Origin of the sequence: Aeromonas sp. FDAARGOS 1409 (assembly GCF_019048705.1) — a bacterium.
GTDB classification, from domain to species: Bacteria; Pseudomonadota; Gammaproteobacteria; order Enterobacterales; family Aeromonadaceae; genus Aeromonas; species Aeromonas sanarellii.
Genome location: NZ_CP077395.1, coordinates 1128149 through 1142694, shown reverse-complemented (window position 1 = coordinate 1142694; position 14546 = coordinate 1128149). Strand labels below are relative to the sequence as shown.

Sequence of the window (14546 nt, the reverse complement as noted above, 5' to 3'; positions counted from 1 at the left end):
TTGGAAATCAGATGATCCGCTTGAGCAGGAGGTGCGCCTTGACCCTGTGGATCCGGGCCAGCAGCTTGCGCACCTGATCCGGGTAGTCCTTGATCTGCTCTATCTGGTCGAAGTGGCTGATGCGGCGGGTATGGGCCAGGATGCAGTCGCGTTCCTGCTGGAAGCGCTCGCGCAGGTGGTGGTGCTGGTCGTGCACCAGCAGGCCGTTCTCCAGATCCAGCGCCCAGGCACGGGGGTTGAGGTTGTTGCCGGTGAGCAGGGCCCACTCCTCGTCCACGAAGATCCCCTTGAGGTGATAGGAGTTCTTGTCGCAACACCAGAGCATGAGGTTGAGCCGGCCGTTGTCGATGTGGTGCTGGTTGCGTTCGGCAAACTTGCGCAGGTTGGTCTCGTAGAGATAGGGCAGGCCGCCTATGGTGGAGAACTTCTCCTCCGGCGGGATGAAGAAGTCGTTGGCGGTCTTGTCGCCCACCACTATGGTCACCTTGCAGCCGCGTCTGAGCAGCCCTTCCACGTCCTTGTTCAACTCCTTGGGGGGGTTGAAGTAGGGGGTGCAGATGAAGATCTCCCGCTCGGTGGCCCGCACCAGATTGCGGATCATCCGGTTGAGCTGGTTGCCTCGCTTGCCCAGGCCCACCATGGGGGTCACGGCGACCTCCCGGGCGTTGGCAGGGATGCTCTCGAAGCGGTACTGGCTGGTGCGCAGGCGCTGCTTGAAGCGGCGGATCTGCCCCTTGAGCTGCTTGGCGCCGGGGATGCCGGTGCGATCCAGCCGCTGGACGGCCTCGCTGCCGAGGAAGACGTCATCCACGTAGTTGACCATGCTGCGAGTCAGCGCCGGGCTGTGGATCTGGTGATAGCGATCGAAGCGGTAGCGCTCCTGCTGGTGCAGGTAGATGTCGTTGAGGCTGGCGCCGGAGTAGAGCAGGGTGTCGTCGAAGATGAAGCCCTTGAGGTGCAGTACCCCGAGCAGTTCGCGGCCCTTGACCGGCACGCCGTAGATCTCGATCTGGTGTTCGTGGCGGGCGGCCATGGCCTGGTACATCAGGTGGTTGCCCCCCTGCTTGCCCTTGCCGATCAGGCCGCGCTGGGCGCGGTGGAAGTCGACGAACACCTTGATGTCGAGGGCGGGGTTGCGCTGCTTGGCGGCATAGAGGGCGGAGAGGATCTCCCGTCCCGCCTCGTCATCCTGCAGATAGAGCGCGATCAGGTAGATGCGCTGGGTCGCATGGGCGATGAGCGACAGGATCCGGCTCTTGAAGTCCTTGGCGCTGCTGAGCACCTGAAACTGATCCGCGGCGACCGCGATCTGGGGTAAGCGGGTCAGCAACTGTCGATAATGTGCCGATGAATGCATAGAGAAGCCTGAAATCACGGGATGAAGCGTTCCACTCGGGGCGAAGAATAGGCAATTCTAGCAATCTGTGGCGATGGGCCCAAGCAAGAATCCGTAAAAAGTCGGTGCAGAGTCACATCGGGGCCGACGGATGCGGCCCCGATGTGTTCCCGTTACAGGATGGCGCTGGCCGTGGCCACGATGAGGAAGGCGATGGTGCCGAGCAGCGTCTCCATCACGGTCCAGGTCTTGAGGGTGGTCTTCTCGTCCATGTTCAGGAAGCGGCTGACCAGCCAGAAGCCGGAGTCGTTGAAGTGGGAGAGCACGGTCGCGCCCCCGGCGATGGCGATGACGATGAAGGTCAGATCCAGCTCGCTCAGGCCTGTGGTGGCGGCCACGGTCGGCGCCATCAGGGCGGCGGTGGTGGTCAGGGCCACGGTGGCGGAACCCTGGGCGACCCGCAGCGCGGCGGACACCAGGAAGGCCGCCAGGATCACCGGCATGCCGGTGTCGGAGAGCACGTCAGCCAGGGCGGCGCCGATGCCGCTCGCCCGCAGCACGCCGCCGAACATGCCGCCGGCACCGGTCACCAGGATGACGGCGCAGACCGGGGCCAGGGCGTCGTTGCAGAACTTCTCGAGCTGCACCTTGCCCTGGGTCTGGCGGAACAGCCAGAGGGCGTAGAGCACGGTGATGAGCAGGGCCACCGGGGTCTTGCCGACCATGCGCAGCACGTTCACCCAGTCGGCCCCCTTGTCGATGACGCCCATGACGCCCAGGGTGTTGAGGCCGGTATCCATGAAGATGAGCACCAGCGGCAGCAGCAGGATGGAGAGCACCTGGCCGAAGCTCGGCGCCTTGTCGGAGATCTGCTCGGCGCTGGCGGTGAAGCTCGGGGGCAGGGGCAGTTCAAACTTCTTGCCGGACCAGAGGCCGAACAGGTAGGCGCCCAGGTACCAGGTGGGCAGCGCGACCAGCAGGCCCACGACGGTGAGCAGGCCTATGTTGGCGCCCAGCAGTTCGCTGGCGGCCACCGGGCCCGGGTGGGGCGGCAGGAAGGCGTGCATCACCGCGAAGGCGCCGGCGGAGGGCAGGGCATATTTGAGGACGGAGCCACCGAACTGCTTCGCCACGCTGAAGATGATGGGCAGCATGACGATGAGGCCGGCGTCGAAGAAGATCGGGAAGCCGAACAGCAGGGAGGCGATGCCGAGCGCGAAGGGGGCGCGGTGGGAGCCGAAGCGGTTGATCAGGGTATCGGCCAGTACCTTGGCGCCCCCCGTCATCTCCAGGATCCGGCCAATCATGGCGCCGAGGCCGACCAGCAGCGCGACCGAGGCCAGGGTGCCGCCGAAGCCGGTCAGCATGGTGGGGATCACCTGGTCATAGGTGACCCCGGTGGCCAGGGCCGTCAGCATGCTGACCAGGGTCAATGCCACGAAGGCATGTACCTTGAATCGCATGATCAGCACCAGCAGCATGACAATGGCTCCGCCCGCTACCGAGAGCAGGTAGGCGACATCGGGTGTGTTCATTGCTCCGTCCATAAAGTTGTCCTCAAATGGTTCTAGTTGTTGTTCTGCACATTTCTGTGCTGCACTTCACATTGCGAAACGTTACCGGTAACATGTTACCGGTAACGTGGTAGCTTAGAACCCATCAGGCGAACGTTTTTTGAAAAGTGAGAGAGAGGTCAAATAATGGCGGGCAAGTGCATTATCGTGATGGGTGTGTGTGGCAGCGGCAAGTCCAGCATCGGCCTCAAGGTGGCCAATGCCCTGGGGGCCAAGTTCATCGACGGCGATGATCTGCACCCTCGCGCGAACATCCAGAAGATGGCGGCGGGCAACCCGCTCAACGACGAAGACAGGGCCCCCTGGCTGGAGCGGATCCGCGATGCGGCCTACAGCCTGGAGCGCAAGAACGAGCTCGGCGTCATCGTCTGCTCGGCCCTCAAGAAGCAGTACCGCGACCAGATCCGCGAGGGCAACGACTCGGTACACTTCCTGTTTCTGGATGGCAGCCAGTCCCTCATTCTCGAGCGGATGCGGGCACGGCAGGGCCACTTCATGCGCGAAGCCATGGTACAAAGCCAGTTTGATACCCTGGAGCGACCGGATGGCGAGCCCGGCGTGTTTCGCATCGATATCGACGGGACCTTCGAACAGGTGGTCGACCGTGCCGTCACCGCGCTGGCGCAGGCGCAATGAGCCATGTCGCGCGCCCGGTCACTGCCGAACGCGCCCGTATATAGAGTTGGAGAGATAGCTATGACCCATCCCGTGATCACCCTGGTGACCGACCGCATCCGCGAGCGCAGCACCGCCCGCCGTGCCCGCTTCCTGGCCCGCATCCAGCGCCAGGCCGAGCAGGGCAAGACCCGCGCCTCCCTCTCCTGCGGCAACCTGGCCCACGCCGTGGCGGCCTCGAGCTGTGACGAGAAGGGGCGCATCCTCGACATGACCCGCGCCAACGTCGGCATCGTCAGCGCCTACAACGACATGCTGAGCGCCCATCAGCCCTACCAGGGCTACCCGGACATCATCAAGGGCGCGCTGGCCGAGCTCGGCCACAGCGCCCAGGTCGCCGGCGGCGTGCCCGCCATGTGCGACGGTGTGACCCAGGGCCAGCCGGGGATGGACATGTCCCTCTTCTCCCGGGATCTCATCGCCCAGGCCACCGCGGTCTCCCTCTCCCACAACACCTTCGACGCCACCCTGCTGCTCGGCATCTGCGACAAGATTGCCCCGGGCCAGATCATGGGGGCGCTCTCCCACGCCCACCTGCCCACCGCCTTCGTGCCTGCCGGCCCGATGGCGAGCGGCATCAGCAACGACGAGAAGGTGAAGGTGCGCCAGCAGTACGCCGCCGGTGAAGTGGGCCGCGACGCCCTGCTCAAGATGGAGTGTGGCGCCTACCATGCGGCGGGCACCTGCACCTTCTACGGCACCGCCAACACCAACCAGCTGGTGTTCGAGGCCATGGGCCTGATGCTGCCGGGCTCCGCCTTCGTGCATCCGCACAGCGAGCTGCGCCGCGCCCTCACCGAGGAAGCGGCCCGCCGCATCAGCGCCATGATCCCGGGCTCCCCGGCCTATCGCCCCCTGAGTGCGGTGATCGACGAGCGCGCCCTGGTCAACGGCCTGGTGGCCCTGCTCGCCTCCGGTGGCAGCACCAACCACAGCATCCACATGGTGGCGCTGGCCCGCGCCGCCGGGCTGGAGCTGACCTGGGACGACCTGAGCGATCTCTCCGACGTGGTGCCGCTCCTGGTGCGCATGTACCCGAACGGCCCGGCTGACGTCAACGCCTTCGAACAGGCGGGGGGCGTGCCCGGCCTGATGCGCCGGCTGGCCCAAGAGGGGCTGATCCACCTGGACGCCACCCCGGTCTTCGGCGAGATGCAGGATTACCTCAGCCGCCCGGCACTGGTGGATGGCAAGCTGGTATGGCAGCCGGTGGGTGAGAGCGGCGATGCGAGTGTATTGTCCCCCTCCGGTAGCGTATTTCAGGCCACCGGCGGCACCAAGCTGCTGGCCGGTAACCTGGGCCGCGCCGTGGTCAAGGTCTCCGCCGTGGCTCCCGAGTATCGCGTCATCGAGGCGCCGGCGCGGGTCTTCTCCTCCCAGCACGCGGTGGAGGCGGCCTACAAGGCCGGTGAGCTGAACCAGGACGCCGTCATCGTGGTGCGCCACAACGGCCCGGCCGCCAACGGCATGCCGGAGCTGCACAAGCTGATGCCGGTGCTCGGCAACCTGCAGAAGGCGGGTCACAAGGTGGCCCTGGTCACCGACGGTCGCCTCTCCGGCGCCTCCGGCAAGATCCCGGCCGCCATCCACGTCACCCCGGAAGCGCTGCACGGCGGGGCCATCGGCCTGCTTGCCGATGGCGATCTGCTGCGGGTGGACGCGGTGACCGGCAGCCTCGACTGCCTGACCGATTTGAGTGGCCGTACCCAGGCCGAGATCGACCTCACCCTGGAACAAGAGGGGTGGGGCCGTGAACTGTTCAGCGTGATGCGTCGCGCGGTATCGAGCGCCGAGTGCGGCGCCACCATCTTTGACTAAGGAAGAGCTATGCAGAACTGGAAAGTGACCCCGGCCGAGGTGTTTGCCGCCTCCCCCCTGGTACCCGTGATGGTCATCAATGAGCTGGAGCAGGCCCTGCCCATGGCCAAGGCCCTCTTGGACGGCGGCATCTCGGTGTTCGAGATCACCCTGCGCACGCCGGTGGCGCTGGACGCCATCGCCCTCATCGCCAAGGCGATGCCGGACGCCATGGTCGGTGCCGGTACCGTGCTCAACTGCGCGCAGTTTGATGCCGCCGTGGCCGCCGGTGCCCGCTTCGTCATCTCCCCAGGCATGACCCCGGCCCTGCTGGCCCACGCGGCCAGGAGCACTGCGCCGCTGATCCCGGGTGTGGCCACCCCGTCCGAGGTGATGCAGGCGCTGGAAGCGGGCTACGACCACCTCAAATTCTTCCCGGCCGAGGCGAACGGCGGCACCAAGGCGCTCTCCGCCATCGCGGCGCCGCTGCCCCAGGTGAAATTCTGCCCCACCGGCGGCATCGGCCCGAAAAACGTGGCCGACTACCTGGCGCTGAAATGTGTGGCCACCGTCGGCGGCTCCTGGATGCTGCCGGCAGAAGCCGTCAAGAGCGGCAACTGGGAGGAGGTGACCCGCCTCTCCCGGGAAGCGGTTGAATTGGTCAAGCGCTAAGCGAAAGCCGTATAGATAAATCGGACAGGCCACCCTCGGGTGGCCTGCTGTTTTTACGCCCCGGGAGGGGGTGGGCCGTTTGCTTCCGGCCTTGCCCTGGCTTAAGGTCGGGGGCCGTCCCTCCACCCTGGAGCCTTCATGTCCTGCCTGCATCCATCCTACCCGCAAGGGCACTTCACCGCGCTGCACTGCCACCCCCGGGCCCAATACTGCTACCTGCACGACGGGGGCGGCATCATCACGGGGCACGGGGAGGGCGAGCTGCTGGTGGCGGGCCAGATCTGCTTCATTCCGGCGGGCTGGGAGCACGAGTTTCGCGTGCTGCGCCGATCCCGGCTCTCCCTCCTCTATGTGCCGACTTCCGCCCGCACGACCTTCGGCCCCTTGCAGGCCAGCCCGCTGCTGGCGGGTCTCTTCGCCCGCCTGCCCGAGCTGGCCGAGGAAGAGGTGAAGGGGGCCTATCTGACGGTGCTTGGCCAGGAGCTGGAGCGCGCCGATCCGCTCGCGGAGCGTATTCCCCTCGCCGGGGAGCTGGACCCGCGCCTGCTGCGGGTGCTGGACAGGGTGTGCCAGGCGCCTGCCATCCATCTGACGCTGGGGGCGCTGGCGGCTGACTGCGGCGCCTCGGTGCGCACCCTCAACCGGCTCTTCCTCCAGCAGCTGGGGTGCAGTTTTCGCCAGTGGCGGGAGCAGGTGGTGCTGGGGCGGGCGCGCCAGTTGCAGCACCGGGGGCTCACGCTGGCCCAGATCGCCGATCGGCTCGGCTACGAGGATCCCGGCGCCTTGTCCCGCGCCCTCCAGCGCCTTGCCCGGCGCGAATCAGCGGCCTGAGGGCGCGTCGTCTGCGTCCTGTCCGCCAGGCGGTATCTGCGGGTTGCCGGCAGTCAGCGCCGCGAGCCGATATCCGCATCCTCCTTGCTGCCTGCCAGCAGACAGGTCACCTCGTCGGTGTGGCAGAGCCGATCGCCGCGAAAGGTGAAGAGGCCGCTCACCTTGCAGACCAGGGTGTCGCCATCGTGGCGGGTGGCCCTGACCAGATGGGTCGAGTGGACCCGCTCACCCAGCGCCAGCGTGGCGACAAACTCGATGTTCGCCCCGGCCAGATGGCGGCGCAGCGCGGCGATGTGCTGGCGAAACGCCGGGTAGTCGAGCCGCTCGCCGTTCACCTCCTGGCAGTAGTCGGGGGTGAACCAGGCGTCGAGTTCGGCCAGGGGGAAGGTGGGAGCGCAGATGACGCGCCGCAGGCAGGCTTTCAGTCGTTTGGTGTGGTGCATGGGGTACTCCTGACATGGTGGATTGAGGGGCCAGCATAGGTCAGGGGGCGGACAGGGGAGAGGGGTAAAGGCGCCATCATGGCGGTCGAACGCGCCATGATGGCCGGAGATCAGCCGAGGCTCTCCCCCTCATAGAGGGAGAAGCCCATGTCCTTGCACCTGGTCGCCAGCGGCTGGCCGCCGAGGCGGGCCAGCAGCATGATGGCGGCTTCGCGGCCGATGGCCTCGCGGGGAGTGACTATGCTGGCGAGCTTGGGGGTCATGGCGTGGCCGATGTCGAGGGCGTTGCTGCCGGCGATGGCCACCTGCTGGGGCACCGGGATCCACCTGGCCTGGCATTGCAGCAGGGCGCCCACCGCCAGGTCGTCGTTGGTGCAGAACAGGCCGTCGAGATCGGGGAAGCGCGCCATGGCCTGGGCCAGCAGCTCCCCCCCCAGGGTGAAGCTGGAGGATTGCTCCGTCAGCAGGTGCTGGCCGGTCAGGCCGAAATCGGCCATCGCCTGGTAGTAGCCTTCCATCCGCAACTGGGTGCGCACGTCGAGCCGGGCGCCGAGGTAGATCACCTTGCGCCGTCCCCGGCGCAGCATCTCTGTTACCATGGCCCGGGCGGCGGCCCGGTGATCCATGCCTACCACCATGTCGATGGGAGAGAGCGGCAGATCCATGGTCTCCACCACCGGAATGCCGGCGGTGGCGATCATCTTGCGGGTGCGCTCGGTGTGCTGGGTGTCCGAGAGGATGAGCCCGTCCACGTTGTAGGAGAGCAGAGACGCGACCTGCTCCTCTTCCCGCTCCGGGCTGTAACCGTAGTGGGCGAGCAGGGTCTGGTAGCCGGCGGGCCGGGTCACCGCCTCTATGCCGTGGATCACCGCCGAGAAGACCTGGTTGGAGAGGGAGGGGATCAGGATGCCGATCGCCTTGCTGGTGGCGTTGGAGAGCATGTCCGGCGCCCGGTTCGGGATGTAGCCGAGCTCCTCTACCGCCGCGGAGATGCGCTCGCGGGTCCCTTCGGCCACGGCCTGGGGATCGCGCAGGTAGCGGCTGACGGTCATCTTGGTGACTCCGGTCAGGTCGGCGATGTCCTGCAGGGTGGGGCGGCGCTTGCGGGTGTCGTTCATCTGGGGATCCGGCAAAAAATGTTACAGGTAACATTACCGTTTTTGCGCAACAAAGTCAGCATATGACGCCATCAACAGGGGGCAGGGGATGACCAAGGGCAGGTGTTTCGAGGGGGTCCACTTCGAGCAGCGGGAGGTGGAGGGGGAGCAGTTCTCGGAGTGCCGCTTCATCGGCTGCCACTTCTCCTGGCTCGATCTCGGGGAGAGCCGCTTCGTCGACTGCAGCTTCTATGACAGGGAGCGGGAGCTGGGTTGCCTGTTTCAGGGCTGCGATCTGCGGGAGGCGAGCTTCCTGCGCTGCGATCTCACCCTGGCGGACTTCGGCCGCAGCCAGTGTCTGGGGCTGGAGATGCGCGACTGCCAGGCCATGGGGATCAACTTCGCCCACGCCAGCTTCGCCAACCGGATCACCGCCAAGAGCTACTTCTGCGAGGCCCACCTCACCGGCAACAACTTCAGCTATGCGAACTTCGAAAGTTGCCTGCTGGAGCGGTGCGAGCTTGCCGGCAACCGCTGGCAGGGGGCCAACCTGCTGGGCGCCTCCCTGGCGGGCTCGGATCTCAGCGGCTCCGAGTTCGGGCAAATCGACTGGACCAGCTTCAACCTGCAGGGCTGCGACCTGCGCCAGTGCGATCTGTCCGGCCTGGATCTGCGCCGGGTCAACCTCGCCGGGGTGCAGATCAATGAAGATCAGCAGCAGGGGCTGCTGGAGCAGATAGGCCTGGTGGTCTTTCCCTGAGGGGATGGAAAAAGAGGTAATTTTTCATCAACGGGTGCAGTTCGTGGCGGCTGCGCCCTTCACCATGAAAAAGCCTGCGCAAGGCAGGCTTTTCGTTGTGAGGAGCCGGGGTGTCAGCGTCTGGCCAGCCACTTGGTGGGGTTGATGGCTTCGCCCTGATAGCGGATCTCGAAGTAGAGGCCGGAGCGCTCCTGCCCGCCGCTGTCGCCGACCAGGGCCACGGGCTCTCCCTGTTCCACGTTCTGGCCCACCTGGCGCAGCAGCGACTGGTTGTGACCGTAGAGGCTCATGTAGCCGCGGCCGTGGTCGATGACCAGCAGCATGCCGAAGCCGTCCAGCCAGTCCGCATAGACCACCTGGCCCGGTGCCACGGCCTTGACCTGGGTCCCTTCGCTGGCGCCTATCAGGGTGCCCTTCCACTTCAGCTCGGCGGTACGCGGCGAGCCGTAGGAGATGAGGATGGGGCCCTGCACCGGCCAGCGCAGGTTGCCACCCGTGCTGAGGCCGCCATAGCCGTTGCTGCTCGCCTTGGCGCTGTTGCGGGCGGCCGTTTGCTGCTTCGCCACCTGCTCCTGCTGCTCGCTGACCCTGCGCTGTTCGGCGGCGAGCCGTTGCTGCTCGCCGACCTGCCGCTGCTGGGCCGCGATCCGCTGCTGCTCCGCGATGCGTTTCTGTTCGGCGGCCAGGCGCTGCGCCTCCAGCCGGCGCTGGCGCTCCTGCTCGGCCTTGATCTTGGCGAGGCGCTCCCGCTCGGCGCGCTCGCGTCGCTCCTGCTCTTCCCGCTGGCGACGCAGCTCCTCCAGCCGCGCCTTCAGCGCCTTTTCCGCCTTGACCAGCCTGGTCAGTTTCAGCTCGTCGTTTTGCACCGATTGCTGCAACTGGTTGCGCACCTTGGCGCGGCTCTGCTGGCTGGCCAGCAGGCTCTGGTGATGTTGCTGCTGTTCGCCGAGCAGGGTCTGCAGCCGGGTCTCGGTCTCTTTGGTGGCCAGCTGGTTTTTGGCCAGCTTGTCGCGGGTGGCGCGCAGGGCCTCGATGGCCTCGATGCGGGCCTTGTTGAGATAGTCGAAATAATCGAGGGCGCGGCTCAGCTTGGCCGGATCCTGCTGATTGAGCAGCAGCTTGAGGTAATCGTGGTTGCCCGCCTGGAAGGCGCTTTCCGCCTGCTTGGCCAGCAACTGTTTCTGGTGTTTTGCCTGTTGCTCCAGCGCCAGCTTGTCCTGCTGCAGGGAGGCCAGCTTCTGCTGGTTCTGCTTGAGTTGCAGCCTGGTCTGGTCGAGCTTGGCGGCGGCGGCCGAGATGGCCTGCTCGTCAGCCTTGAGCTGGGTGTTGAGCTTGGCCAGCTCCTGCTTGCTGAGCTTGAGGGTCTGCTGCTGTTCCTTGATCTGGGACTGCATGGCCCCGAGCTGCTGGTTCGCAGCCTGGGCCGTGCCGCCGATCAGGCAAAAAAACAGCGCGCCGGCCAACAGGCCGACGCGACTGGTTTTCTGTGAAATAACATCGCATCCCCGCATGGGGCAGGATTATTTCAGAATCATCAGGGGCTTGCCAGTCATTTCCGGCGGTACCGGCACACCCATCAGGGTCAGCATGGTGGGGGCCAGATCGGACAGTTTGCCGCCTTCCACCACCTCGGCCTTACGACCGAAGTAGATGAGGGGAACGGGCAGATTGGTGTGGGCGGTGTGGGCCTGACCGGTCTCTTCGTCCATCATCTTCTCAGCGTTGCCGTGGTCGGCGGTGATCAGGCACTCGCCACCCACTTCCGCCAGGGCGTCGGTGACGCGACCGATGCAGTGGTCGACCGCTTCACAGGCCTTGACCGCGGCATCGAACACCCCGGTGTGGCCGACCATGTCGCCGTTCGGGTAGTTGCAGATGATGACGTCGTACTTGCCGCTCTTGATGGCCGCTACCAGCTTGTCGGTCAGCTCTTCGGAGCTCATCTCCGGCTGCAGGTCATAGGTGGCCACTTTCGGGCTCGCCACGATTTCGCGATCTTCGCCGCTGAAGCAGGCCTCTTCGCCACCGTTGAAGAAGAAGGTGACGTGGGCGTACTTCTCGGTCTCGGAGATGCGCAGCTGGGTCTTGCCCTGCTTGGCCAGCCATTCACCCAGGGTGTTGACCAGGGCGGTGGGCGGGTAGGCACAGGCGGTCTTGATGTCGGCCGCGTACTCGGTCAGCATCACGAAATTCAGGGCCGGGGTGGCGGTGCGGGCGAAGCCGGTGAAGTCGGTGTCGACGAAGGCGCGGGTGATCTCGCGGGCGCGGTCGGCACGGAAGTTCATGAAGATCAGTGCGTCGCCATCTTCCATCGGTGCAGCGTCGCCGATGCGGGTGGCCTTGACGAACTCGTCGTTCTCGTCGCGGGCATAGGCGGCGGCCAGTGCGTCGGTGGCGTTGTCGGCGGTGAATTCGCCCTTGCCCAACGTCATCAGATCATAGGCCTGCTGTACGCGATCCCAGCGGTTGTCGCGGTCCATGGCGTAGTAGCGGCCGATCATGGAGGCGAAACGGCCCTTGCCCAGTTTGGCAAACAGGGCGTCGAACAGCTCGATGGAGGACTGGGCGGAACGCGGCGGCACGTCGCGGCCATCCAGGAAGGCGTGGAAATAGATCTTCTCGGCGCCACGCTTGGCGGCCATCTCGATCATGCCCATGATGTGTTCTTCGTGGCTGTGTACGCCACCCGGGGACATCAGACCCATGATGTGGACGGCCTTGCCCTTGCTCACGGCAGCGTCGACAGCCTTGCCGATCTCGACATTCTGGAAGAAGACGCCTTCCTGGATGTCCTTGGAGATGCGGGTCAGCTCTTGATAGACGACACGACCGGCACCGATGTTGGTGTGGCCCACTTCGGAGTTGCCCATCTGGCCGTCCGGCAGACCCACGTCCAGGCCGGAGCCGGAGATCAGGGTGCTGGTGTAGTCACGGGCCAGGCGATCCAGATTGGGGGTCTTGGCGGCAGCGACGGCGTTGTACTCTTGCTTGGTGCTGTAGCCCCAACCGTCCATGATGACCAGAACCAGCGGTTTCTTAGCTGTTGACATAAGGCTATGTCCTCTCGGATAGGAATGAATTGCGGGAAGTGAAACTAGCGTAATATTACTACATCTGCCGAAATAGTCACCTGATAGCCAAGTCCCTCTCCTGCCTCGCTTTTTAACTGTTATCCCGCTGTTTTCGGCATGTTGCCGGCTTGTCTGCCGCGGTGGGTTTTCCTCTGTGGCCCTCCTCTTTTCGACATGGCGCAGCCTCTCGTCCAGCCCGGTTGGAGGAGGAAGAATCGGGGGCAATCCCTGATGGGAGCTTGCTCTCGCTTTGCCGCCAAGATGGCTGATCTTATGCAGGGCCCCATGTATACTCGGGCCCTTGTCTTGGTCCCTGGATAGTAGAAGATGCAAGAGTATTTGGATTTCGCGGCCCGCAACCCGCTGCTGACCGCAGCCTGGCTGGGCCTGGCAGGCACTCTGGTGTATACCACTGTGCGTGCTCGTTTTTCTCCGGTGAAGGCGGTCAACAACCACGCCGCTACCCTGCTTATCAACCGTGAAAATGCCACCGTCGTGGACATCCGCAGTCAGGATGAGTTTGCCAAGGGCCATCTGGCCGGAGCCCATCACCTGCCGCTGACCCAGATCCAGGCGAATAATCTGGGTCCGGTTGAAAAGCACAAGGATGCCCCCATCATAGTGGTGTGCGAGTCGGGGATGACCGCTGGTGGCGCGGGTCGCCAACTGAGCAAGGCCGGTTTCAAGCAGGTGTATGTGCTCAGCGGTGGCATGGCCCAATGGCGTGCAGACAATCTGCCGGTGACCAAAAAACGCTGATTTAAGGGCCTGCGCCCACTCATTATCTTAAAAAGGAATCAAACGAAATGGCTGACGAAATCAACAACCAGGAAGTGCAACCGGAATTCCACATCCAGCGTGTCTACACCAAGGATGTCTCCTTCGAAGCCCCGAATACCCCGCACATCTTCCAGAAAGAGTGGCAGCCGGACGTCAAGCTGGACATGGACACCAAGACCAATGTCCTGGCCGACAGCGTCTATGAAGTGGTGCTGACCCTGACCGTCACCTGCAAGCTGGAAACCGAGACCGCCTTCCTGTGCGAAGTGCAGCAAGCCGGCATCTTCACCATCGGCAACCTGCCTGAGCCGCAACTGGCCCACTGCCTGGCGGCCTTCTGCCCGAACATTCTGTTCCCCTATGCCCGCGAAGCGGTGTCCAACCTGGTGAGCAAGGGTTCCTTCCCGCAGCTGAACCTGGCACCGGTCAACTTCGACGCCCTGTTCGCCCAGCACATGGCGCAGGTACAGGCCCAGCAGGCGACTGCGGAAGCCTGATAATGGCCGACCAGATCGCAATCTCGGTCCTGGGGGCGGGGTCTTATGGCTCCGCCCTTGCCATTTCTCTGGCGCGCAACGGTCATCCGACCCTGCTGTGGGGTCATGACCCCGCCCATGTCGCCGAGCTGGAACAGGATCGCTGCAACAAGGCTTTCCTGCCGGATGTTCCCTTCCCGGCCGATCTGCAACTGACGGCGGATCTGCAGGCGGCGGTGCAAGCCGCCCCTGTGCTGCTGCTGGTGGTGCCGAGCCATGTGTTCGGCGAGGTGCTGGCCCGGGTCAAGCCCTTCCTGCGCCCGGATACCCGGATCGCCTGGGCGACCAAGGGGCTGGAGCCGGATAGCGGTCGTCTGCTGCAAGAGGTGGCGCGGGAGGTGCTGGGGGATGCCATTCCGCTGGCGGTCATCTCTGGCCCCACCTTCGCCCGCGAGCTGGCTGCCGGTCTGCCGACTGCCATCTCGGTGGCCTCCACCCACGACGACTTTGCCGACGATCTCTCCCACCTGCTGCACTGCGGCCGCTCGTTCCGGGTCTATACCAATCCGGACTTCATCGGTCTGCAGCTGGGCGGGGCGGTCAAGAACGTCATCGCCATCGGTGCCGGTCTCTCCGACGGGCTCGGCTTTGGCGCCAACGCCAGAACCGCGCTCATCACCCGGGGGCTGGTTGAGATGCAGCGTCTGGGCGCCGCCCTCGGGGCCGATGCCAAGACCTTCATGGGGATGGCGGGGCTCGGGGATCTGGTGCTGACCTGCACCGACAACCAGTCGCGCAACCGCCGTTTCGGCCTGGCGCTGGGAGCGGGCAAGTCGGTTGACACCGCCATGGCCGAGATAGGCCAGGTGGTGGAAGGTTATCGCAACACCAAAGAAGTGCATCTGCTGGCGGCCCGCTGTGGCGTCGAGATGCCCATCTGCGAACAGATCTTCAAGGTGCTGTACGAAGGCAAGAATCCGAAAGAGGCGGCCATCGCCCTGCTGTCGCGAGACAAGAAGGACGAGTGATCTGCC

14 protein-coding genes are annotated in these 14546 nt (G+C 65.0%); 8 read left to right on the top strand and 6 right to left on the bottom strand.

Annotated elements, in window-relative coordinates; all coding sequences use genetic code 11:
• Nucleotides 1–7: 7 nt before the first annotated feature.
• Nucleotides 8–1357, bottom strand: coding sequence for a CDP-diacylglycerol--serine O-phosphatidyltransferase (gene pssA, locus I6L39_RS05485; RefSeq protein ID WP_042078402.1), 1350 nt, complete (start codon nucleotides 1355–1357; stop codon nucleotides 8–10).
• A gap of 152 nt (nucleotides 1358–1509) precedes the next feature.
• Nucleotides 1510–2871: a GntP family permease gene (locus tag I6L39_RS05480; protein ID WP_254203742.1), complete on the bottom strand. Its 1362-nt coding sequence runs from the start codon at nucleotides 2869–2871 to the stop codon at nucleotides 1510–1512.
• Between the two features lie 165 nt (nucleotides 2872–3036).
• Here I6L39_RS05480 and I6L39_RS05475 point away from each other — a divergent pair, with 165 nt between their 5' ends.
• The 4 genes from I6L39_RS05475 (at nucleotide 3037) to I6L39_RS05460 (ending at nucleotide 6885) form a co-directional block, all read left to right on the top strand.
• The gene (locus I6L39_RS05475; protein WP_042078405.1) at nucleotides 3037–3546 is read left to right on the top strand and encodes a gluconokinase; all 510 of its coding nucleotides are present in this window, start codon (nucleotides 3037–3039) and stop codon (nucleotides 3544–3546) included.
• 60 nt (nucleotides 3547–3606) lie between these two features.
• Nucleotides 3607–5403 (top strand): phosphogluconate dehydratase, encoded by a 1797-nt coding sequence (edd, locus tag I6L39_RS05470; RefSeq protein WP_216991250.1) that lies wholly within the window; start codon nucleotides 3607–3609, stop codon nucleotides 5401–5403.
• 9 nt (nucleotides 5404–5412) lie between these two features.
• Nucleotides 5413–6054 (top strand): bifunctional 4-hydroxy-2-oxoglutarate aldolase/2-dehydro-3-deoxy-phosphogluconate aldolase, encoded by a 642-nt coding sequence (locus I6L39_RS05465; protein WP_216991249.1) that lies wholly within the window; start codon nucleotides 5413–5415, stop codon nucleotides 6052–6054.
• A 138-nt stretch (nucleotides 6055–6192) separates the two neighbouring features.
• Nucleotides 6193–6885, top strand: a complete 693-nt coding sequence (locus I6L39_RS05460; protein WP_216991248.1) for an AraC family transcriptional regulator — start codon at nucleotides 6193–6195, stop codon at nucleotides 6883–6885.
• Nucleotides 6886–6938: 53 nt separating this feature from the next.
• Here the strand turns inward: I6L39_RS05460 and I6L39_RS05455 are convergent, their stop codons facing one another.
• A complete protein-coding gene (locus I6L39_RS05455) occupies nucleotides 6939–7328 on the bottom strand; it encodes a nuclear transport factor 2 family protein (RefSeq protein ID WP_216991247.1) in 390 nt (129 codons plus the stop codon).
• 110 nt (nucleotides 7329–7438) lie between these two features.
• Nucleotides 7439–8446: a substrate-binding domain-containing protein gene (locus I6L39_RS05450; protein ID WP_216991246.1), complete on the bottom strand. Its 1008-nt coding sequence runs from the start codon at nucleotides 8444–8446 to the stop codon at nucleotides 7439–7441.
• Between the two features lie 88 nt (nucleotides 8447–8534).
• Here I6L39_RS05450 and I6L39_RS05445 point away from each other — a divergent pair, with 88 nt between their 5' ends.
• The gene (locus I6L39_RS05445; protein WP_216991245.1) at nucleotides 8535–9185 is read left to right on the top strand and encodes a Qnr family pentapeptide repeat protein; all 651 of its coding nucleotides are present in this window, start codon (nucleotides 8535–8537) and stop codon (nucleotides 9183–9185) included.
• Between the two features lie 113 nt (nucleotides 9186–9298).
• On the opposite strand, the gene I6L39_RS05440 is transcribed toward I6L39_RS05445, so the two are convergent.
• Nucleotides 9299–10696, bottom strand: coding sequence for a peptidoglycan DD-metalloendopeptidase family protein (locus tag I6L39_RS05440; protein ID WP_216991244.1), 1398 nt, complete (start codon nucleotides 10694–10696; stop codon nucleotides 9299–9301).
• 9 nt (nucleotides 10697–10705) lie between these two features.
• Nucleotides 10706–12235 (bottom strand): 2,3-bisphosphoglycerate-independent phosphoglycerate mutase, encoded by a 1530-nt coding sequence (gpmM, locus tag I6L39_RS05435; protein ID WP_216991243.1) that lies wholly within the window; start codon nucleotides 12233–12235, stop codon nucleotides 10706–10708.
• Between the two features lie 348 nt (nucleotides 12236–12583).
• Between gpmM and I6L39_RS05430 the strand changes: the two genes are divergently transcribed.
• Genes I6L39_RS05430 through gpsA form a run of 3 tightly spaced genes read left to right on the top strand, consistent with a single transcriptional unit; the run spans nucleotide 12584 to nucleotide 14540 of the window.
• Nucleotides 12584–13015 carry a rhodanese-like domain-containing protein gene (locus I6L39_RS05430; RefSeq protein WP_042078414.1) on the top strand — a complete coding sequence of 144 codons (432 nt, stop codon included), beginning with the start codon at nucleotides 12584–12586 and terminating at the stop codon, nucleotides 13013–13015.
• Nucleotides 13016–13062: 47 nt separating this feature from the next.
• Entirely contained in the window at nucleotides 13063–13533 is a 471-nt protein-coding gene (gene secB, locus I6L39_RS05425) for a protein-export chaperone SecB (RefSeq protein ID WP_010672547.1), read from the top strand.
• A 2-nt stretch (nucleotides 13534–13535) separates the two neighbouring features.
• Complete coding sequence (gene gpsA / locus I6L39_RS05420; RefSeq protein WP_042078415.1) at nucleotides 13536–14540, top strand: NAD(P)H-dependent glycerol-3-phosphate dehydrogenase; 1005 nt, start codon at nucleotides 13536–13538, stop codon at nucleotides 14538–14540.
• The last annotated feature ends 6 nt before the right edge of the window (nucleotides 14541–14546 follow it).